At 60.2% G+C, this 18,944-nt stretch carries 20 protein-coding genes and 1 pseudogene; 10 read left to right on the top strand and 11 right to left on the bottom strand.

The annotated features are described in order from the left end of the window. Nucleotides 1-96 precede the first annotated feature (96 nt). From FD715_RS03050 to FD715_RS03020, 7 genes are all read right to left on the bottom strand, one after another. Nucleotides 97-1,137 carry a substrate-binding domain-containing protein gene (locus tag FD715_RS03050; protein ID WP_147104951.1) on the bottom strand — a complete coding sequence of 347 codons (1,041 nt, stop codon included), beginning with the start codon at nucleotides 1,135-1,137 and terminating at the stop codon, nucleotides 97-99. A gap of 353 nt (nucleotides 1,138-1,490) precedes the next feature. Next, nucleotides 1,491-2,546: a cell wall metabolism sensor histidine kinase WalK gene (locus tag FD715_RS03045; protein ID WP_147104948.1), complete on the bottom strand. Its 1,056-nt coding sequence runs from the start codon at nucleotides 2,544-2,546 to the stop codon at nucleotides 1,491-1,493. Nucleotides 2,547-2,557: 11 nt separating this feature from the next. Beyond that, nucleotides 2,558-3,745 (bottom strand): PLP-dependent aspartate aminotransferase family protein, encoded by a 1,188-nt coding sequence (locus FD715_RS03040; protein WP_223274712.1) that lies wholly within the window; start codon nucleotides 3,743-3,745, stop codon nucleotides 2,558-2,560. Next, nucleotides 3,742-4,065 (bottom strand): hypothetical protein, encoded by a 324-nt coding sequence (locus FD715_RS03035; protein ID WP_147104945.1) that lies wholly within the window; start codon nucleotides 4,063-4,065, stop codon nucleotides 3,742-3,744. Before FD715_RS03035 ends, FD715_RS03040 begins: the two co-directional genes overlap by 4 nt. Next, nucleotides 4,065-4,592, bottom strand: a complete 528-nt coding sequence (locus tag FD715_RS03030) for a gamma carbonic anhydrase family protein (RefSeq protein WP_147104942.1) — start codon at nucleotides 4,590-4,592, stop codon at nucleotides 4,065-4,067. The genes FD715_RS03035 and FD715_RS03030 overlap by 1 nt, the downstream gene beginning before the upstream one ends. Continuing rightward, nucleotides 4,589-5,239, bottom strand: coding sequence for a guanylate kinase (gene gmk / locus FD715_RS03025; protein ID WP_147104939.1), 651 nt, complete (start codon nucleotides 5,237-5,239; stop codon nucleotides 4,589-4,591). Before gmk ends, FD715_RS03030 begins: the two co-directional genes overlap by 4 nt. 3 nt (nucleotides 5,240-5,242) lie before the next feature. Then, on the bottom strand, nucleotides 5,243-6,157 hold the full coding sequence (locus FD715_RS03020) for a YicC/YloC family endoribonuclease (RefSeq protein WP_223274711.1): 915 nt from the start codon (nucleotides 6,155-6,157) through the stop codon (nucleotides 5,243-5,245). A 175-nt stretch (nucleotides 6,158-6,332) separates the two neighbouring features. Here FD715_RS03020 and FD715_RS03015 point away from each other — a divergent pair, with 175 nt between their 5' ends. Further along, entirely contained in the window at nucleotides 6,333-7,034 is a 702-nt protein-coding gene (locus tag FD715_RS03015) for a PAS domain-containing protein (RefSeq protein ID WP_147104936.1), read from the top strand. Nucleotides 7,035-7,093: 59 nt separating this feature from the next. On the opposite strand, the gene FD715_RS03010 is transcribed toward FD715_RS03015, so the two are convergent. After that, nucleotides 7,094-8,467, bottom strand: coding sequence for a class II 3-deoxy-7-phosphoheptulonate synthase (locus tag FD715_RS03010; protein WP_147104933.1), 1,374 nt, complete (start codon nucleotides 8,465-8,467; stop codon nucleotides 7,094-7,096). 177 nt (nucleotides 8,468-8,644) lie between these two features. On the opposite strand from FD715_RS03010, the gene FD715_RS03005 reads away from it, so the two are divergent. Continuing rightward, a complete protein-coding gene (locus tag FD715_RS03005) occupies nucleotides 8,645-9,649 on the top strand; it encodes a GlxA family transcriptional regulator (RefSeq protein ID WP_147105210.1) in 1,005 nt (334 codons plus the stop codon). Nucleotides 9,650-9,949: 300 nt separating this feature from the next. On the opposite strand, the gene FD715_RS03000 is transcribed toward FD715_RS03005, so the two are convergent. The 3 genes from FD715_RS03000 to FD715_RS02990 form a co-directional block, all read right to left on the bottom strand. Continuing rightward, the gene (locus FD715_RS03000) at nucleotides 9,950-10,675 is read right to left on the bottom strand and encodes an RlmE family RNA methyltransferase (protein WP_147105207.1); all 726 of its coding nucleotides are present in this window, start codon (nucleotides 10,673-10,675) and stop codon (nucleotides 9,950-9,952) included. 121 nt (nucleotides 10,676-10,796) lie between these two features. Further along, nucleotides 10,797-11,921: a Ppx/GppA phosphatase family protein gene (locus FD715_RS02995; protein ID WP_147104930.1), complete on the bottom strand. Its 1,125-nt coding sequence runs from the start codon at nucleotides 11,919-11,921 to the stop codon at nucleotides 10,797-10,799. Between the two features lie 90 nt (nucleotides 11,922-12,011). Further along, nucleotides 12,012-12,725 carry a sulfotransferase family 2 domain-containing protein gene (locus FD715_RS02990; RefSeq protein ID WP_147104927.1) on the bottom strand — a complete coding sequence of 238 codons (714 nt, stop codon included), beginning with the start codon at nucleotides 12,723-12,725 and terminating at the stop codon, nucleotides 12,012-12,014. A gap of 146 nt (nucleotides 12,726-12,871) precedes the next feature. On the opposite strand from FD715_RS02990, the gene FD715_RS02985 reads away from it, so the two are divergent. The 8 genes and pseudogenes from FD715_RS02985 to FD715_RS22730 all read left to right on the top strand — a co-directional run. Continuing rightward, nucleotides 12,872-13,168, top strand: a complete 297-nt coding sequence (locus tag FD715_RS02985; RefSeq protein WP_147104924.1) for a virulence factor — start codon at nucleotides 12,872-12,874, stop codon at nucleotides 13,166-13,168. A gap of 31 nt (nucleotides 13,169-13,199) precedes the next feature. After that, entirely contained in the window at nucleotides 13,200-14,129 is a 930-nt protein-coding gene (locus FD715_RS02980; protein ID WP_147104921.1) for a methylenetetrahydrofolate reductase, read from the top strand. 165 nt (nucleotides 14,130-14,294) lie between these two features. Next, nucleotides 14,295-15,374, top strand: a complete 1,080-nt coding sequence (locus FD715_RS02975; RefSeq protein ID WP_147104918.1) for a dihydropteroate synthase — start codon at nucleotides 14,295-14,297, stop codon at nucleotides 15,372-15,374. 194 nt (nucleotides 15,375-15,568) lie between these two features. Then, the gene (locus tag FD715_RS02970) at nucleotides 15,569-15,847 is read left to right on the top strand and encodes an STAS domain-containing protein (protein WP_147104915.1); all 279 of its coding nucleotides are present in this window, start codon (nucleotides 15,569-15,571) and stop codon (nucleotides 15,845-15,847) included. Then, on the top strand, nucleotides 15,844-16,209 hold the full coding sequence (locus FD715_RS02965) for a response regulator (protein WP_147104911.1): 366 nt from the start codon (nucleotides 15,844-15,846) through the stop codon (nucleotides 16,207-16,209). Before FD715_RS02970 ends, FD715_RS02965 begins: the two co-directional genes overlap by 4 nt. An 8-nt stretch (nucleotides 16,210-16,217) precedes the next feature. After that, nucleotides 16,218-18,311: a chemotaxis protein CheA gene (locus FD715_RS02960; RefSeq protein WP_223274710.1), complete on the top strand. Its 2,094-nt coding sequence runs from the start codon at nucleotides 16,218-16,220 to the stop codon at nucleotides 18,309-18,311. Further along, nucleotides 18,308-18,766, top strand: coding sequence for a chemotaxis protein CheW (locus FD715_RS02955; protein ID WP_147104907.1), 459 nt, complete (start codon nucleotides 18,308-18,310; stop codon nucleotides 18,764-18,766). The genes FD715_RS02960 and FD715_RS02955 overlap by 4 nt, the downstream gene beginning before the upstream one ends. After that, nucleotides 18,766-18,942, top strand: a pseudogene (locus tag FD715_RS22730) (hypothetical protein); the annotation flags it as partial. The gene FD715_RS02955 and the pseudogene FD715_RS22730, both read left to right, overlap by 1 nt. Nucleotides 18,943-18,944 lie beyond the last annotated feature (2 nt).

Raw genomic sequence — 18,944 nt, 5'->3', positions numbered from 1 at the left:
CTAAGGCCGCTTTTGCGACGGCCTTGAAAGCAGAAACCGGGCGGCAGCGGCGCCGCCCGGTCGTTTATCGTGGCACGGTATGGATCCGTGGTCAGATCAGGAACCGCCGCCCATTGTTTGCTCGTCAGCGATCATTGCTTGAGTTGCAGCCAGCTCGGGGTCGGACACGAGGCCATAGGCGGCCAGCGGACCGGATGGGCCAGCAACGGCGTCGGAGACGAAGAACTCAGCAAACTCTTTGAGGCCGGGGATCACGCCGATGTGGGCTTTCTTGATGTAGAAGTAGAGCGGACGCGACACAGGGTATTCACCGGCTGCGATGGTTTCTGTGGTCGGCTGGACGCCGGACATCGTTGCCACTTTCAGCTTGTCGGTGTTGTTTTCGTAGAATGCCAGACCGAACACGCCGATGGCGTTGGCGTTGGCGTCAATGGAGGCCAGTGTTTCGGTGTAGTCACCGTCGATGTCCACCGAACGGCCGTCCGTGCGCACGCTCAGGCACGCATCTTCGGCGTCATCTTCGGACATGCCGCCCGCGATCATCGCTTCCATCGCGCCCGTGGCTTCACAGCCAGCCGCGATCACCTTTTCCTCGAACACTTCACGTGTGCCGTGTTTGGTGCCGGGGATGAAGGCCAGGATGTCGTCGGCAGGCAGGTCGGCGTTGAAGTCGGACCACTGCGTGTGCGGGTTGTCGACCAGTTCGCCGTCAACCATCACCTGCGGGGCAAGCGCGTTGAAGATGTCGGAAGGTGTGAAGGCCGTGTAGGCAGGGCCGTCGATCTGGCTTGCAAAGACGATGCCGTCATAGCCGATGCGCACTTCGATGATGTCGGTCACACCAGCTTCGGCGCAGGCTTGGATTTCCTTGTCGCGGATGGCGCGCGATGCGTTTGCGATGTCTGTGTGCTCGGTGCCGACGCCCTGGCAGAAGCGCTTGAGACCAGCCGAGGAGCCACCCGATTCTACAACCGGTGTCGGGAAGTCGGTGTTATCGCCGAAAAGCTCTGCCACGATCGAAGCGTAAGGCAGAACGGTGGACGACCCGGCAATCTGAACCTGGTCACGCGCCACAGCGGCGGTTGCAGCCATGGCCGAAAGGGCCAATGCCGATGTGGTGAGTTTCACAAAGGACATGAATGTCTCCTGTTTGTGCATTTTTGGTGATCCCCCCCATGAGGATCTCGAGCGCCCGTTTAGGCGACATAGGCGCAGCTTTTGTGTCAGTTTTGTAACAGCTGTATGACAATAGACATCTTTGACTATGGTCGCGTGCGGTTTTGGGAAAGACGCATGCAACGCATTGTTCTTGTGCCAAATTTTCAAAGATCCCCGGATCTCAACAACTCGACAACTTTGAAGTGCCGAACCGCACCAATCCGTAAAACCAGACGGTTTGTAAAGAATCGGTGTCGCTGCCAAAGATCGAGACCACCCTTCAAACGGGAATACCTTCGGACGCGATGCTGGAGTGACCGCAATTCGTCGCCCTAAACGGTCTGCACCGGCAGGATCACCGTGAATGTCGCACCGTCACCCAATGTGCTTTCGACCCGCAGACGCCCGCGGTGTCGGTTGATGATGTGCTTCACGATGGCGAGGCCAAGCCCGGTGCCCCCGAGCGCGCGGCTGCGATGATCATCGGCGCGATAAAACCGTTCGGTGATGCGCGGCAGGTGGACCGGGTCGATGCCGGGACCGTAATCCACGATTTGCACCCGAACTCCTGGCGCGCGCAGTGCGGGCTCTCGCGCGCTGCTGGTCATACGAACCGTCACCCGCTGCCCTGTGCCGCCGTATTTGATCGCGTTCTCGATCAGGTTGGTGAACACCTGCTTCAACTGATCCGCATCCGCCATGACGTAGACGGGATCGCCGTTGAATTCCCGTTCGAAGGTCACGCCCGCCTCTTCGGCGAGGGACCGCAGCGTGCGCAGGGTGGAATCGAGAATGTCATTCAGGACCACAGCCTCGGTCGGGCGCACACGCTCGTCCCCTTCCACCCGGTTGAGCGACATCAGATCGCCGACAAGCCTGTTCATGCGTTCCGCCTCGTCTTGCATGATGTTCAGAAACCGCTCTGCGGCTGCCGCGTCGTCACGGGCCGGGCCACGCAAGGTTTCGATGAACCCCATCAACGCCGTCAGGGGGGTGCGCAATTCGTGACTGACATTTGCGACGAAGTCGCGGCGCATCTGGCTGGCCTGTTCCACATGGGTGATGTCCTCGAACACCAGCACGGCGGCCCCTGCCCCGCCTCGCCCGACGCCCGTGACAGCGCGGATGCTCACGCGGAACGTGGTGTCCTGCGCCCCATCGTTGCCCAGATAGCTGGTGCCGCGCGGCTGGCCGTCCAGCAAGGTCGCCTCGACCGCGTCCAGAAGCGCGGGCTGGCGCAGCATCGTCACGTAATTGCGCCCCAGCGCCTGTTGCCCGATCAGCGTCAGTGCTTCGGCATTGGCCGCGATGATCCGTTCGGAGCCGTCAATGGCCAGTGTAGGCAGCGGAAAGGCGGCCAGCAGCGCATCCAATACGTCATTGCCCATGGCCTGCCCCTTCAGCCGACAGCCGCCTCAACCGCGCGGCTAAAGACCTCGCACAGCGCATCCGGATCCTCCAGACCGACGGAAATGCGGAAGAACCCCTCGGACATGCCAAGTTCCGCGCGTTTCTCTGCCGTCAGCGCCCGGTGCGACGACGACGCCGGGTGAGAGATCGTCGTGCCAACGTCGCCCAGCGTAGGCGCGAAATTCAGACCTTCGGCGCCGCGCGCAAACGCATTGGCGGCCGCACGTCCGCCGTCGATTTCGAAGCTGACCATATTGCAATACTGCCCCTTGAGCAGCGCTTCGGCGCGGGCGTGGTCGGGATGGTCGCGCCGCGCGGGATAGATCACGCGTTTGACCCCGGTCAGGCTGGCAAGATGTTCTGCCAGCACTGCGGCCGTCGCCTGCGCCCGGTCATAACGCAGATCAAAGCTGAGCAGACCGCGTTCCGCCAGCCAGCAATCGAACGGGCTTGGCGTCATCCCAGCCGTTACAGTGAAAACCCGCAGCCGGTCGTTGATGGCCTGATCGCGCGCCGCGACATAGCCCAGCATCACGTCAGAATGCCCCGACAGCAGCTTGGTGAGCGAGTGGATCAAGATGTCGGCCCCGTGATCAAACGCCTTGAAGGCGCGGGGCGTCGTGAACGTATTGTCGATGACAAACAGCACGCCCGCCTCTTTCGCAAGTGCCGACAGGCCCAGCACATCCGCCACGCGCAGGGTCGGGTTCGACACAACTTCGACGAGGATCATCTTCGTTTCAGGACGCATTGCTGCGCGGACGGCCTCCACGTCGCCCGGGTCGACCATGGAGGTTTCAATGCCAAGGCGCGGCAAATCCTCAGCCATCATGCGCAGGCTGCGGCCGTACAGCTGGTTGCCGCCAATCACGTGATCACCAGCCTTAAGCAGTCCAAGCAAGACGGCAGATACCGCCCCCATACCAGAGGACGTCAGCACACCCAGATGCGGCGCGCCTTCCATCCGATCAATGGCCTGCGCCACCACATCGGCGTTCGGGTGCGCCTCACGGCTGTAGGTGTAGCCCTGCAGGTCGCCGTCGTACTGCGCATCGAGCATGTCTGGCGTGTCCGAGGCATAGACCACCGATGGGCTGAGCGGGGTGACCACCGGGCGCGATGCGCTTTCGGGCAAGGGTGTGGGCCGCATCAGCGACCCCTTGGTGTTTGCTGTCATTCCAGAAATTCCGTGTAGTAGGTCTGGGAACTGAAAGTGATGTCAACGCTTAGCCAGCAGGGACGCGGCAGGTGTGCCGAGATCACATCAACGAGATCTTTTTGCAGAGCGGCCGTGAACGCGGCGCCGCGGTGCGGTTTGGCCAGCAAGGCGACGGTGGCCTTGAGATGCGTATGCAGGAAGTCTGGCGCAGGGTAGGCCCGGCCCTTGGTTTCGCCCGCATCGCCATCATGGCGCAGAATGCAGGCTTCGACCTCTTGCAGAATTGCATAGGCATTGATGTCCAGATCACTGGAGTAGCTGAGTTCGCAATGCGGCATCAGCCCGGCACCTCAACCATCGTGTCGCGGAACCTGCGCATGTTCTCTTGATAGTGAAGCGCAGAGGCGCGCAAACCCTGAATGGCCTGTTCATCCAAGCTGCGCACCACTTTGCCCGGCACGCCCATGACAAGCGATCCGTCGGGGATCTCTTTGTTTTCGGTGATCAAGGCCCCTGCCCCGATCAAGCAGTTCTTGCCGATCTTTGCACCGTTCAAAACCGTAGCACCCATCCCGATCAGGCTGTTTTCGCCAATCGTGCAGCCGTGCAGCATGACCTTGTGCCCGATGGTGCAGCCTGGCCCGATGGTCAGGGGGAAACCCGCGTCGATATGCATGACGCAGTTTTCCTGCACGTTCGTGCCTGCGCCGATGCGGATGTCTTCGTGGTCGGCGCGGATGGTGCAGCCGAACCAGACGCTGGCGCCTTCTTCCAAAATGACCTTGCCGATCAGGTTGGCATCCGGCGCCACCCAGGTGTCATCAGCGATCTGCGGGCGGCTGTCGCTCAAGGCATAGAGGGTCATGTCAGTTCCTCGAATTCGGATTGCAGCGCGCGCACGTGGTCGGTGAGCTGCGGTTGTTGCAAGCGGCGCAGTCGGGTTGCCGAAATGATGGTCTTCAATTGCGCTTCGGTCGCATCCAGATCGTCGTTGACCAGAACATAGTCGTAGCCGCCCCAATGGCTGATCTCGTCCCAGCTTTTCTGCATCCGACGCACAATGGTCGCCTCATCGTCCTGAGCGCGGGTTTCAAGACGGCGGCGCAATTCCGCGATGGACGGAGGCAGGATAAAGATCGACAAGGTGTGCTGCCCCAGCGCCGAGTTCGTGATCTGCTGTGCGCCCTGCCAATCAATGTCGAACAGCACATCGCGCCCTTTGTTGATCGCGTCTTCGACCGGACCTTTGGGAGAGCCGTAGAAATTGCCAAAGACATGCGCGTGTTCCAGCATCTCTCCTTGCGCCACGTCCCCCTTGAACGCCGCCTCGGACACAAAATGGTAGTGCTCGCCGTCCACCTCGCCGGGGCGCGGCTTGCGGGTGGTGCAGGAGACCGAAAAGCCAAGGCCGGGGTCCCAGTCACGCAGGCGTCGCGCCAGCGTGCTTTTGCCTGCGCCCGAGGGCGAACTGAGGATGATCAGAAGACCGCGGCGGGTCGGGACGTGCGTCATCTTTTATTCCACATTCTGGACTTGCTCGCGCATCTGGTCGATCAGCGCTTTCATCTCCAGCCCGACCGAGGTCAGGTCCGCGTTTTGCGCCTTGGAACACAGGGTATTGGCCTCGCGGTTGAACTCCTGCATCAGAAAATCCAGCTTGCGCCCGACGGGCCCGCCACCATCGAGCAGTGCGCGCGCCGCTTGCACGTGGGTGTGAAGCCGGTCGATCTCCTCGGTGACGTCCGCCTTGACCGCCAGTAGAGCAAGCTCCTGTGCGACCCGGTCCGCGTCCGCGCCGTCCGTGTTGTCCAAAACACGCGCGAGATTGCGTTTCAGGGTGGCGGCGACATCATCTTTGCGTGCTTCGGCCAGATCTGCGGCTTGTTCGGTCAATGTCTCGATGGCCGTGAGTTGGCCAATCAGGACCTCTTGAAGTGCTGTACCTTCGCGCGTGCGCATGTCGTCGAAGGCTTCCAGCAGCGCGGGCACATCTGCAACGAGGGCCGCGCGCAAAGGTGCAGGGTCGTCCTGGGTCGCCCCAGTATCCATGACACCGCGCATGACGGCAATGTCAGTCGCCCGCGAAGGCGCCAAGGATAGGCCCTGTTCCATCGCCTCAGCTTCAATCGAAAGAAGGTTTTGGACAACGGCCCGCATCGTATCGACATTCAGCGACAGGCCAACAGCGGCATCGTCGCGCGTGATGCGCAGTGACAGAGTGACATTGCCGCGCTTGGCGTGCCCGGCGACCAGAGGGCGCAGGGCTGTTTCCAACCCGTCGATCCAGTCCGGCACCCGCAAGCGCAGGTCAAGCCCCTTGCCGTTTACACTGCGGATGTCCCACGTCCAGCGAAACGGCGGGGACGCACCGGTCAGAGCGGCAAACCCGGTCATGGACCGCAACGCGGCGTCTTGGCGTTTTTTCGTCATGCCCAAGCGTTTAGGGGGAAGTCGGGGGCGGAGCAAGCCGCGAGGTCTGTCCCCGCGGGGACAGGGCAGGATTAACCATTTGTTAGCTTTAAGCGAGCGGAACCGGTCAAATTTGATATGTTTTGCACCAACAGCGCCACACAACGGTGCAACGAGTCAGTGAAAGTATGAACAGATGGACAAATCCGACCGGAACCCGCACAATGTGTTGGCTATGACAGAGTTTCGTGCAGAGATTGGTTTTTCCGCGATTTCGCAGGTCGAGGCGTATTGGGAAGGCCTGCGCGGTGCGCGGCTGATGCCCAAACGCTCGGAGATTGACCCGCGCGGGATCGAGTCTGCGCTGGAATATACGTTCGTCCTTGAACGGATCGCGCCGGGCATGGCCCGCATTCGCATCGCAGGCAGTCACCTTGGCGATTTGATGGGCATGGAAGTGCGCGGAATGCCGCTGACATCCCTGATCACGCCGCCCTGCCGCCGCCAGATTTCGGACGCGATTGAAGATGTCTGCCAGCGCCCTGCCGTATGTGAACTGCGCATGAGCGCAGAGACGACAATTGCAAAACCGCAGATGGATGCGCGGTTGTTGCTGTTGCCTTTGAAAAGCGACTTGGGTGATGTCAGCCGCATCCTGGGCTGCTTTGTTGCGCATGGCGACATCGGTCACACCCCGCGACGCTTTAACGTGGTTGGCGCGCGCATCAGACCTGTCTCCGCCCCTTCGACAGTGCCTGCGCCGGTCAAACCGACGCCGCAACCCGAAGCGCAACGCGCGCGGATCGATGGGTTTGCAGAAAGCCAGAAGAGTTTCGAGACAACAACGCCGCGATCAGACGTACCGTATCTGCGTTTGGTCAAGCCTAACGACCGCTAGGCGCGTGATTAGCAAGATATGGCAGGCGCCGGGCGGAAACACCCGGCGCTTTTTTAATGTCAGCTTGCTGCCCGCGTTTTGGACAACGTTGCGCGCAACTGAGACAGTTCTTCTGCGACAAGGAACGCCAGTTCCAGTGATTGCGACGCGTTTAGCCGCGGATCACAAGCTGTGTGATAGCGGTCGCTCAGGTCTTCTTCGGTGACCGCGCGGACGCCGCCGGTGCATTCCGTGACGTCCTGGCCGGTCATCTCGAAATGCACACCACCTGGCACCGTGCCTTCGGCTGCGTGAACGCCAAAGAATTCGCGCACTTCCCGCAGGACACTGTCAAAGGGGCGCGTCTTGTAGCCGGTCGACGATTTGATGGTGTTGCCATGCATCGCGTCACAGACCCAGACGACATTCGCGCCTTCTTCCTGAACGGTCTTGATCAGGCGCGGCAGATGCTCGCCCACTGAACCGGCTCCGAAGCGGGCGATCAGCGTCAGCCGGCCCGCCTCGTTTTCGGGGTTCAGCTTGGACATCAGGATCTTCAGATCTTCTGCGGTTGTGGTGGGGCCGCATTTCAGACCGATGGGATTTTGTACACCGCGGGCGAACTCCACATGCGCGCCGTCCGGCTGCCGTGTGCGATCGCCGATCCAGATCATGTGGCCGGAGCCCGCGAGCCATTTCCCGGTTGTGCTGTCGATGCGCGTCAGTGCCTCTTCGTACTCCAACAGCAGGGATTCATGGCTGGTGTAGAATTCAACGGACGAAAACTCGTGCGTCGTGTCCGCATCAATGCCCGCGGCGGCCATGAAGTCGATAGTGTCCTGGATGCGCGTCGCGATCTCGCGGTACTTCTCAGCGCCCTGCCCGTCGGCAAAACCAAGCGTCCAGGAATGAACCATGTTCATGTCGGCAAAACCACCGGTCGAGAACGCGCGCAGCAGGTTCAGCGTGGCGGCCGCCTGGGTATAGGCTTGCAGCATCTTCTTGGGGTCGGGAATACGGGCTTCGGGCGTGAAGGCCAGCTCGTTGATGATATCGCCGCGGTAGCTGGGCAATTCCACACCATCCACCACCTCGGTCGGGGCCGAGCGTGGCTTGGCGAATTGACCGGCCATGCGGCCCAGCTTGATCACCGGAACCTTGGCGCCGTAAGTCAGCACCATCGCCATCTGCAGCATGACCTTGAACGTGTCGCGGATCCCGTCGGCGCTGAACTGATCAAAGGCCTCGGCGCAGTCACCGCCCTGCAGCAGGAACGCGTCACCGCGGGAAGCATCGGCGAGATGAGCCTTTAGCCGCCGCGCCTCGCCTGCAAAAACCAGCGGAGGATACTTGGAAAGCTGCGCCTCAACCGCGTTCAGTGCCGCAGTGTCGGTGTAATCGGGCATCTGGATCCGGGGCTTGGCGCGCCAGTCAGATTTCGTCCAATCGCTCATCTTCTCTCTCCGCAATAAGCTGTTAGCGGTCACGTGACCGTAGGCCTCTATACAAAAGGTATCTGGCGGACACCATATCACAATTGCAGCCCCTTGACGTGGCGTTTGGCCCGTGATCAGGCTGACAAAACACCCGGGCAGCTCACACCCGGCAACGACAACAGGATGCGCGCCGCGATGTCGCTTTCTCGCCAGGCAAATCAGACCCGCCAAGAGGTCGACAAAACCAAGCGTTACGTGTTTGTCCTTCTCGACAATTTTACGATGCTGTGCTTTTCGGCCGCGATTGAAAGCCTGCGGATTGCAAACCGCATGGCGGACCGAGAACTCTATGCCTGGAGGATCATCGGGGACGGCGGCGACGTGGCTTATTGCTCGGCCGGAACCGGGTTCAAGCTGGATGGGGATCTGGATGAGTTGACGCGTGACGATGTCGTCATGGTATGCGGTGGCATCGACGTGCAAGCAGCGACGACGAAGCGTCTGCTAGGGTGGTTGCGGCGTGAGGCGCGCAAGGGCGTTCCGATGGCTGGCCTATGTACGGCGGCGTATTCACTGGCCAAGGCAGGATTGCTGGACGGAAAGAAGGCGACGATCCATTGGGAAAACCAGGATAGCTTTTCCGAGGAATTCCAAGAAGTTGAGCTGACGAAATCCGTGTTCGTGGTCGATGAAAAACGATTGACGACGGCGGGCGGGACCTCGTCCATTGACCTGATGCTGAAATTGATTGCCGATGATCACGGGGAAGAATTGGCAAACGCGGTCGCCGATCAGTTGATCTATTCGTCGATCCGCACCGATCAGGACACGCAGCGCCTGTCCGTGCCCACGCGTATTGGCGTCCGGCATCCAAAGCTCAGCCAGGTGATCCAGATCATGGAGCAAAACATCGAAGAGCCGATCAGTCCGTCGATCCTGGCCAAGGACGTCGGCATGTCGACACGGCAGCTCGAACGCCTGTTCCGCCGTTACCTAAACCGCAGCCCCAAGCGGTACTACATGGAATTGCGCCTGCAGAAGGCGCGCAACCTGCTGATGCAGACGGATATGAGCGTCATCAACGTCGCCTTGGCCTGCGGCTTTGCTTCGCCCTCGCATTTCTCGAAATGCTACCGGGCGCATTACGACACGACCCCGTATCGCGAACGTGGAACGCACGCAGCCCGTCTGTCTATCTGATCGCACTGCGCCACGTCTTTGCCATGTCGGCTTCATCATTGGGCCGAAATGCGGGTGCATCGTTCTCGCATGAAACTGGTTTATTCGCCCACGACAGCGCACATGCGGCTCTTTGAGTTGATGCGGCAACAACGTCTCGCAAAGGTCGCCGCTTATCAGCCCGATCGAGCAGATCGCGACGCGTGGGCAAGGTTGCAAGCTGCAGCTTTGGCGTCACTCCGGCGCTGAGCCACTTGCATAAAGCTGTGCTGTAGGGTCATGAGCAGGCATCGGCTTTTCACCATCTCAAAGCCCAACGCTTCAATCGGCAGCGCCACGAAAACCTGTCGCAACGACAAACTTTTCCGAGCTGTCGGCGCGTGAAGCGGGCGGCTTGACGTTTGCCACTTTGGCGAAGCGCTTTTTGAGCAACTGTTGCAAGCTGCCCTCTGCCCCACCCGCCAGAACTTTGGCGACGAATGTGCCGCCTTCATCAAGCACGTCAAAGGCAAAGTACGCCGCGGCCTCGCATAGTGCGATGATGCGCAGATGGTCTGTCTGCTTGTGGCCCGAGGACGCCGCAGCCATGTCGGACATGACGACGTCGGCTTTGCCACCCAACCATTCCTTGACCTGCAGGTCCGCGTCATCCGCCATGAAATCCAGCTGGTGCAGGTCGCAGCCTGCAATCGGCTCCATCTCCTGGAGGTCGATACCCAGGATCGTGCCCACTGCCTTGCCCGACTTTTCGCCCAAAGCGTTCACCCGTTTCACGGCAACTTGGCACCACCCACCCGGTGCCGCGCCCAAGTCGACAACGCGCGCGCCGGGCACGAGGAAGCGGTACTTGTCATCGAGTTCAAGGATCTTGAACGCCGCGCGTCCGCGATACCCCTCGGCTTGCGCGCGTTTGACGTAAGGATCGTTCAACTGCCGTTGCAGCCAGCGCGTGGACGACAGCTTGCGCCCGCGCGCGGTCTTGACCTTGACCTTGAGGTCGCGCTGCCCGCGTCCGGATGTGTTCTTGCCTGTCGGGGTCTTGGCCACGCTGTCACCTGTCTTGTTGCCTGCGCGATACATTGCACTGTGGGTCGCTTCAAGGGACCGTCAGTTTAGCACCATTTATACCGTTTCACGATGCGACGACCCGGAAAGTGAAGGGCGCGCATCAGGCCATCTGATCATCCAACACACCGTCCGCACTCATCTGCGCATAAAGCAACCCTTCGCGCAGGCCGCGGTCGGCGACTGACAGGCGGTTGGTCGGCCAGCAGCGCATGAGCGCCTGCAAGATCGCCGCACCCGACATGATCAGGGCGTGCCGGTCGGATCCGATTCGTGGATCGGCCCGCCGCCCCCCCGGCCCCATCGCAAGATAGGACCGGATAACGGTGTCGATCTGGTCCGATGTCATGCGCAGGCCGTCCACCTTGGTCCGGTCATAGCGTTTCAACCCCAAGTGGGAGGCCGCGACTGTCGTGACCGTGCCGGAGGTGCCGATGATCTGGAACCGCTCTGTCGGTTCCGTGGCATGGTACGGCGAAAAGTCGGCCAGGTTTTCTTCGAAAAACCAGCTCATCAGGGCAAAACGGGCGGAATCGTCCTCTACGTCATTGAATTGCTCGCGCAAGGTGGCAACGCCCAGTGGCACGCTGATCCAGTCGACCACACGCGCCTCAGGTATGTCGGACGCGGCCTGCTTGAAGCCTGAGTGCAGGCGCATGATGGCTTGCGGACGATCCGGCCGGGCCACGGCCGACAAATCAATCCACACCAATTCGGTCGAGCCGCCACCAATGTCCACCACGAGCAGGTTTTCTGTCTTGGGGCTGACCAGCGGCGCGCAAGAGATCACGGCAAGCCGCGCCTCTTCCTCGGGTTCGATAATGTCGAGGCGCAGACCCGTCTCACGATGCACACGTTGCACGAATTCAAGGGCGTTCACTGCCCTGCGGCAGGCCTCTGTCGCGACAAGACGCATGCGCTTGACCTTGTGGCGCTTCAATTTTTGCTGACAGATACGCATCGCCTGCACGGTGCGCGTCATGGACCCGCGCGACAGTTTACCGGACTTCTCCAACCCCAGCCCAAGCTGCACAGATTTCGAGAAACTGTCGACAACATGAAAACCCGCGCCTCGCGGCTCGGCGATCAACATGCGACAACTGTTCGTACCCAGATCAAGCGCGGCATAAAGCTCGGGCGATCCTGGGGCACGCGGCACGGGCTTGGCCCCGGTCCGGGAGCCTTTGGTCTTTGTCGCGCCCGCACCTCGGGGACGCTGTGGCGCCATAATTCTGCGCCTTTCATAACGGGTTAGGTTGACGATATGTCCTGTGACGCATTCACGCAAGAGGGTTGGCAGCCATGTTGGCCCGCCCGATTAAGGCCGTGCGTAGAAGTCCGACAGAAAGTCATATTCTTGCTGCAACCAGTCGCTGAGCGCCTCATGCGTGTCACCCGACAAGTCATCGGCTGTCAGTGGCACACTGCTGGTGTTTTCGCGGTGAAAATGAACCGGCGTCTGGATCCAATCCGCTAAATCGTCCTGTAATTTACTAAGCGCTTCGACCGTGTAGACGCGCTTGAACTTTTCCAGTTTCGGACCGGTAAAGAGCCAGATGTGCATCGAATGGTGTTTCACGACGGAGGAGGCTTCGCGATAGGCCTGCAGGTTCTGAAAAAAGAAGTCTGCGTCAGGATCCTTGGGAAGATCGATGATCCCGTCCCGCAGCTTTGGACTGTTGTGCAGTTCCCGTCGCTCCACAACCCTGTTCGTATAGCAGGCCAACAGTCGATCTAGCGGGTCGCGGACGACAGTGAACCCGAACCACTCGTCAGGCACAGTTTCCCAGCGATGCGGGCGGAACCGACTTGTGGGATACACTTTATGCCATCTGGAGCTGCTGTGATCGGACGGAGCGATCAGGTTCTCCGTATCCACATCCGGATCCAATTCCGCCAGCGCGCGCTTTACCGTCGAGCTCGCGCATTTTGGAACCGCCATATACGCGAGGCGAAGGGCATCGACCCGAATAACCATGTTTGCCTGCTCGATCTTCTTTTGAGTATCTGCACCATAGACTAAAGGTTTCATGTCGAAACACGCACTTACCAGAAACGGTCGGCCTGTTGCATTTCCGGGCCATGTCCGCGTCGCAAGTGCACGTTTCTTTGTCGAAAACGGGCCGCTGTGCGCTTATGTCGTCGCGTATGCAGGATCAACACGCACGGAGGAATCACATGCCTGACGTCACCATCGTTTACTGGCGGGACATCCCCGCGCAGGTGATTGTCGGCAAGGGACGACGCGGCGCCAAACGCCAGCTTGAGGAACGGTTCGAGCAGGCCATCGACCGCGCGGCCATGAAGGTCAACGCCAAGGATGCAGACGCCTATCTGGCCGAATGGCGCAAGGCAGCCCCCTACCCCGTAGAGGGTGACGCCGCCGAAGTGGCCGAGGCAGAGGCCACACGGCTGGAACAGGAATATGATCAGGCCCGCATCAAGGCATTGATTGACAACGACGGATGGGCCTGACCCCAGGCCCCGGCAATTGGGAGGTGCCGCCATGGCATTGCTGAACTTCAAACGCGACGACGGCCCTGTGGCTGGTGCGCTCTCCCCCGAGGTCGAGGCGTTCCTGCAGGGATACTCCATCGAAGTGATGCCGCGTACGGCGCAGAAGGTGGATGATTTCCGCGCGATCCTGCCCGCCAACACCCGCGTTTACATCGCGCATATCGAAGGCACGCCCATCGGGGACATGGTGGCCACCGCTCGGCGTCTCGCTGGAGAAGGCTTTGCCGTCATGCCGCACTTTCCGGCCCGCATCATTAAGGATCAGGCAACGCTCGAAGACTGGATCGCCCGGTATCAGGGCGAGGCCGGTGTCGATCAAGCACTTTTGTTGGCGGGCGGCGTGGACCAACCGCATGGCGACTTCCACAGTTCGATGCAGTTGATGGAAAGCGGCGCCTTTGATCGAGCAGGTTTCAAACGTTTGCACGTGGCAGGTCACCCCGAGGGGAACAAGGACATCGACGCCGATGGCAGCATGAAGAACGTCGATGAGGCACTTGGTTGGAAACAGAAATTTTCTGAACGCACCGATGCTGACATGGCCATCGCCACGCAGTTCGCATTCGAGGCAGGCCCGATTATCAAATGGGCCGACAACTTGAAGGCCGCAGGGATCGACCTGCCGATCCATATTGGGATTGCCGGACCGGCGAAGCTGCAGACGATGATCAAGTTTGCGATAGCCTGCGGCGTTGGCCCCTCCCTGCGCGTGCTCCAGCGCCGGGCCAGAGATGTGACCAAGCTGCTGCTCCCATTCGAGCCGACGGACGTTGTCTCAGAGCTTGCCGCGCACAAGGCGGCCAACCCGGAGTTCAACATCGCGCAGGTCCACTTCTTTCCCCTCGGTGGCATCAAGACGAACGCAAACTGGGCCATCGAAAACGGTGGCGCATCTGCTATGCCTGCCGCGGCTGGCTAATCTGCTTCATAACAGTCCTGAAAAGGTTTCAACCCCGCCCCTCTCGCGCAGATCGTTTCTGCGCGGTAGGTGTCTTATTCAATCCGCGAGACGTCGTTTTGACCTGCGCAACGCTGCGGGCCTCGGATCAACACTTCGCCAACCAAATGCAAAAAGGCAGCGCCCATGACCCGCACCGTCATCGAATCCAAAACCAAGACAGCCCTGATTGGTTTTGACCAACCCTTCTGCGTGATCGGTGAGCGGATCAATCCCACGGGCCGCAAGATCCTGAACGAAGAGTTGGAGCGTGGCGATTTCAGCCGCGTGCAAGCAGATGCCGTCGCGCAGGTTGCGGCGGGTGCGACCGTACTGGATGTCAATTCGGGCGCCGTTTTCTCGAACAAGATGGCCGAAGACCCGCGTTATGCCGACAACAACTTTGTCGAGCCTGAATTGATGAAACAGCTTGTCGAGACGGTGCAAGCGGTCACGGATTGCCCGCTCTGTATCGACAGTTCAGTGCCTGGCGCGTTGGAAAACGGCTTGGCCGCCGCCGAAGGCCGCCCGCTTTTGAACTCTGTCACCGGAGAAGAAGAGCGGCTTGAGCTGGTTCTGCCCTTGGTCAAAAAGTACAACGTGCCCGTCGTGGCGATTTCAAACGATGACACCGGGATTTCCGAAGACCCCGACGTCCGGTTCGCCGTTGCCAAGAAAATCGTGGAACGCGCCGCTGACTTCGGCATTCCAGCGCACGACATTGTCGTCGATCCGCTGGTCATGCCCATCGGTGCGATGGGCACCGCCGGATTGCAGGTCTTCACGCTTGTCCGGCGTTTGCGCGAAGAATTGGGCGTCAACACGACCTGTGGTGCGTCAAACATATCCTTCGGACTTCCCAACCGTCACGGTATCAACAACGCTTTTCTCCCCATGGCAATGGGTGCCGGGATGACATCGGCCATCATGAACCCGGTCGCCCTGCCGGTTGGACCAAAGAAAATCGCGGAAAAGCGCGCCGAGGTCGAGGCGGCAGGCATTGTCCTGCCGGATGGGATGGATGACGAAGCCTTTGTGCAGATGTTCGGTATGGGGTCCACAAAGCCCCTCCCAGGTAAGGAGATGGAGGCGATCCGCGCGGCGAACTTCTTGACCGATAATGACGAAGGCGGCGGCGAGTGGATCAAGTTCAATCGCGCCCCTGCCAAGGCAGGCGAGGAAAGCCGCGGGCGCGGCGGACGCGGTGGTCGACGTCGTCGCGGCTGATCAAGCTAGAGGTATCATTGAGTTCATCGTCCGCCTGGGTTTTCGCCTGGGCGGTTTTCGTTTGGGCCCAGGCCGTATTGCGGCACACTTTCGGTAACCCGGTCTTAACGGAGCGTCCGCTACACGAAGCAGCATAGTCGCAATCCGGAGGGACAAGATGAGCCGTCAATGCCGTGCAGCTTTCCGCAAACATCATGAATGATGTGATCCCACTGCCGCCCCGGCTGGATGCCGTGGCTGCCCCCACGCTGTTGGCAAAGCTGTTGGATTGCGATCAGACCGCTGACATCCGCCTGGATGCCACCGAAACGATCCATATCGGCGCCTTGGGCGCCCAAGTCTTGCTCAGCGCGCATCGCACAACCGAGGTCAATGGCACGGCGTTGTCGATCACCAATCTGCAACCGCGCGCGCAGCAGCAATTGACGCTGATGGCCCTGACGGCACTGATGGCACCGCAGGAGGCGATATGAGCCTTGAAATTCTCGCCGTAGATGACAGCCGCACGATGCGGGACATGATACGTTTGGCGCTCGAGCCCGTCGGGTTCACCGTACACACTGCCGACGATGGTGTGCACGGCACCGAGGTGCTGGCCGGCATAAATCCGGATGTGATCATCACAGATATCAACATGCCGCGGATGGACGGGTTTGGTTTTATCGACGCGGTGCGCGACAACGGCAGTCACAAGACGACGCCCATCCTCGTTCTGACAACCGAAGCAGCCCCCGAAATGAAGATGCGCGCCCGCTCTGCTGGTGCCACGGGCTGGATCGTAAAGCCGTTTGATCCAAGCAAACTCGTCAAAGCGTTGCAGATGGTCGCCGGGTAGCAGCGCACATGACGGCCCCGGACCCAATGGCGGAAATTCGCGCTTCGTTTTTCGTGGAATGCGAGGAACTGCTCGAAGCCCTGCACGATGGTCTCCACGCGTTGGAGACCGAGACTGGAGACAGCGAAACCATCCACGTGGTGTTTCGCGCCGTCCACTCGATCAAGGGCGGCGCCGGGGCGTTTGGCCTGGACCATATGGTGCGCTTTTCGCACCGTTATGAAACCGTGCTGGATGCGGTTCGTGATGCACGTTTGGCGGTCACGACAAACCTTTTGAACCTGTTCTTTCGGGCCGCAGACCACTTGGCAGACATTGTGCGCGCGGCCCGCGAAGACGCGGAATTCCCGGTTGAGTCAAGCGCTGCGCTTTTGTCCGAGTTGGACGCTCAAGCAGCAGGTTCAAGACCAAGCGAGGAACCGGCAGACGTCGACTTCGCGCCTGTCCCACTCTCTCTTGATTTTGAGGACGATCCTGAAACGGAGTACGACGCTGCGCTCAATCACTTCCAGATCGTCTTCATACCGGAACCGGAACTTTTTGAAACCGGCAACGACGTTCCGCACATCCTTGCTGCATTGGCCGACTTGGGCGAACTGGATGTCAAATGCGACACCAGCCGCATTCCAACCCTGGATCAGCTGGCGGCAGAGGCGGTCTATCTCAGTTGGTCCATTTCGATCCGCACCGTTGTAGACGAGGCGGAAATTGCGTCCATCTTCGAGTTTGTCGAGGGGTTGTGCGAATTGCAGATCTTGCCCGTCGGCGCGGGCGCACCCACATCCGATCCGACTGACACGGGCACGGCGGCTGAGCCTACGAGTGCAGGTGCGGTTTTGGCGCCGCTGCCCGAACCGGCCGCATCCGCCCCACCCCGCGACACCGCTAAAAAGACGGTCGTGCGCGTCGATATCGAGCGCGTTGAACGGCTGGTGAACCTCGTAGGCGAGCTTGTGATCAACCAGGCCATGCTGTCGCAAAGCATGCAGTCTGCTGGCCTGTCACCGCATTCCGACGCCATGAACGGGCTGGAAGAGTTTCAGCGCCTCACCCGTGACATACAGGACAGTGTAATGATGATCCGGGCGCAACCGGTGAAATCGCTCTTCCAACGGATGTCGCGAATCGTTCGCGAAACCTCCGCATCCGTATCGAAGGATGTGCGTCTGATCACGGACGGAGACACGACAGAGGTTGATAAAACCGTCATCGAAAGGCTCGCCGACCCGCTGACACACATGATCCGCAACGCGGTGGATCACGGAATTGAGCGGCCCGAAGACAGATTGGCCATCGGAAAGCCCCGGCAAGGTTCTGTGCGGCTCAGCGCATCTCATCGTTCGGGTCGGGTTGTGATCGACGTTTCGGATGATGGCAGCGGCATCGACCGTCCGCGCGTGCTGCAAATCGCGCGTGACAAAGGACTGATCCCTGCCGACGCCCATTTGACAGAGGCAGAGATCGACAACCTTCTGTTTATGCCGGGCTTCTCGACCTCGTCCAGCGTGTCTGACTTGTCTGGCCGCGGCGTCGGCATGGATGTGGTGCGCACCGCGATCCATGCTCTTGGGGGCCGCATTACGATCAGTTCGGAACCGGGTCATGGCACTCTGTTCAGTATCTCCCTTCCGCTCACGCTGGCCGTGCTCGATGGGATGGTTGTGGATGTCGCAGGCGAAACCTTGGTGCTGCCCCTGAGCGCAGTGTCCGAAACGCTCACTCTCACCGATGCCAACGTGGAAATGCTCAGCCCCGGCCGGTCTGTGGTGCGAAGCCGCGGCGCCTTTCTACCGCTTTTGGATCTTGGTGCCCTTCTTGGGTATCGCGGACCGGGCGACAGTTACGTGGATCGCATCGCGCTGCTGCTGACGCTCGAGGATGAGGTCAACGTTGCGCTCATGGTGGATGAAATCCACGATCAGCGCCAGGTCGTGATCAAAGGGCTTGATGACAGTTTCTACCGCGCACCCGGCATCGCCGCGGCGACCATTCTGGGCGATGGCCAGATCGCCCTCATTCTGGATCCGGCCGACATCGTTGTCCACGCGAATACAGCCGGGGCCATCACGGCCACGCAACAAAAACTGGAGGCGCGCGCATGAGTGACGAAAACGTTGCACAGCCCATAGAATTGCTGACGTTCAAACTGGGTGATCAGGAATACTCGCTTGATATCATGAGCGTTCGTGAAATCCGCGGCTGGACAAAAGCAACACCGATGCCATTGGCGCCCAGCTTCATGCGCGGCGTGATCAATCTGAGGGGCACTGTCTTGCCCGTGATTGATCTGGCGGAGCGTTTGGGCCTTCCAAAATGCGGCCAAAACAATCGCAACGTCATTATCGTCGTCAAACATGAGGGACAAATGACGGGGCTTCTTGTCGATGCCGTGTCTGATATCGTGTCGCTCGAAGCCGGCGACATGCAAAACCCGCCCGATACCGGCGTGCGCGATGGTTTGAGCGTGATCAAGTCGCTGACCCTGATCGACGATCGGATGATCCGCGTCTTGGATTTGGCCCTTGTCGTGACCAAGGCAGAAAGCGACGCCGCCTGATGCGCCACCCGTCCGGCCAAGCTCACATGAACGATCAGCAATTCGATCGGATCGCGGCGCTCGCCTATAGCGAAAGCGGCATCAGGCTTGTGCGCGAAAAGAAGTTGATGGTGCAATCGCGGCTGCGGCATCGGCTGCGCGCGCTGAGCATTGATACCTTTTCAATCTACGCGGATCA

Origin of the sequence: Tateyamaria sp. syn59 (assembly GCF_007995245.1) — a bacterium.
In the GTDB taxonomy this organism is placed as follows: Bacteria; Pseudomonadota; Alphaproteobacteria; order Rhodobacterales; family Rhodobacteraceae; genus Tateyamaria.
Note: the sequence above shows the minus strand (reverse complement) of the source record. Positions and strands in the feature narration are given on the sequence as shown.

What these genes read in the sequence shown, in the direction of transcription:
- FD715_RS03050 (WP_147104951.1), bottom strand. Translation starts at nt 1,137, where the DNA reads ATGTCCTTTGTGAAACTCACCACATCGGCATTGGCCCTTTCGGCCATG.
- FD715_RS03045 (WP_147104948.1), bottom strand. Translation starts at nt 2,546, where the DNA reads ATGGGCAATGACGTATTGGATGCGCTGCTGGCCGCCTTTCCGCTGCCT.
- FD715_RS03040 (WP_223274712.1), bottom strand. Translation starts at nt 3,745, where the DNA reads ATGACAGCAAACACCAAGGGGTCGCTGATGCGGCCCACACCCTTGCCC.
- FD715_RS03035 (WP_147104945.1), bottom strand. Translation starts at nt 4,065, where the DNA reads ATGCCGCATTGCGAACTCAGCTACTCCAGTGATCTGGACATCAATGCC.
- FD715_RS03030 (WP_147104942.1), bottom strand. Translation starts at nt 4,592, where the DNA reads ATGACCCTCTATGCCTTGAGCGACAGCCGCCCGCAGATCGCTGATGAC.
- gmk (WP_147104939.1), bottom strand. Translation starts at nt 5,239, where the DNA reads ATGACGCACGTCCCGACCCGCCGCGGTCTTCTGATCATCCTCAGTTCG.
- FD715_RS03020 (WP_223274711.1), bottom strand. Translation starts at nt 6,157, where the DNA reads ATGACGAAAAAACGCCAAGACGCCGCGTTGCGGTCCATGACCGGGTTT.
- FD715_RS03015 (WP_147104936.1), top strand. Translation starts at nt 6,333, where the DNA reads ATGGACAAATCCGACCGGAACCCGCACAATGTGTTGGCTATGACAGAG.
- FD715_RS03010 (WP_147104933.1), bottom strand. Translation starts at nt 8,467, where the DNA reads ATGAGCGATTGGACGAAATCTGACTGGCGCGCCAAGCCCCGGATCCAG.
- FD715_RS03005 (WP_147105210.1), top strand. Translation starts at nt 8,645, where the DNA reads ATGTCGCTTTCTCGCCAGGCAAATCAGACCCGCCAAGAGGTCGACAAA.
- FD715_RS02995 (WP_147104930.1), bottom strand. Translation starts at nt 11,921, where the DNA reads ATGGCGCCACAGCGTCCCCGAGGTGCGGGCGCGACAAAGACCAAAGGC.
- FD715_RS02990 (WP_147104927.1), bottom strand. Translation starts at nt 12,725, where the DNA reads ATGAAACCTTTAGTCTATGGTGCAGATACTCAAAAGAAGATCGAGCAG.
- FD715_RS02985 (WP_147104924.1), top strand. Translation starts at nt 12,872, where the DNA reads ATGCCTGACGTCACCATCGTTTACTGGCGGGACATCCCCGCGCAGGTG.
- FD715_RS02980 (WP_147104921.1), top strand. Translation starts at nt 13,200, where the DNA reads ATGGCATTGCTGAACTTCAAACGCGACGACGGCCCTGTGGCTGGTGCG.
- FD715_RS02975 (WP_147104918.1), top strand. Translation starts at nt 14,295, where the DNA reads ATGACCCGCACCGTCATCGAATCCAAAACCAAGACAGCCCTGATTGGT.
- FD715_RS02970 (WP_147104915.1), top strand. Translation starts at nt 15,569, where the DNA reads ATGAATGATGTGATCCCACTGCCGCCCCGGCTGGATGCCGTGGCTGCC.
- FD715_RS02965 (WP_147104911.1), top strand. Translation starts at nt 15,844, where the DNA reads ATGAGCCTTGAAATTCTCGCCGTAGATGACAGCCGCACGATGCGGGAC.
- FD715_RS02960 (WP_223274710.1), top strand. Translation starts at nt 16,218, where the DNA reads ATGACGGCCCCGGACCCAATGGCGGAAATTCGCGCTTCGTTTTTCGTG.
- FD715_RS02955 (WP_147104907.1), top strand. Translation starts at nt 18,308, where the DNA reads ATGAGTGACGAAAACGTTGCACAGCCCATAGAATTGCTGACGTTCAAA.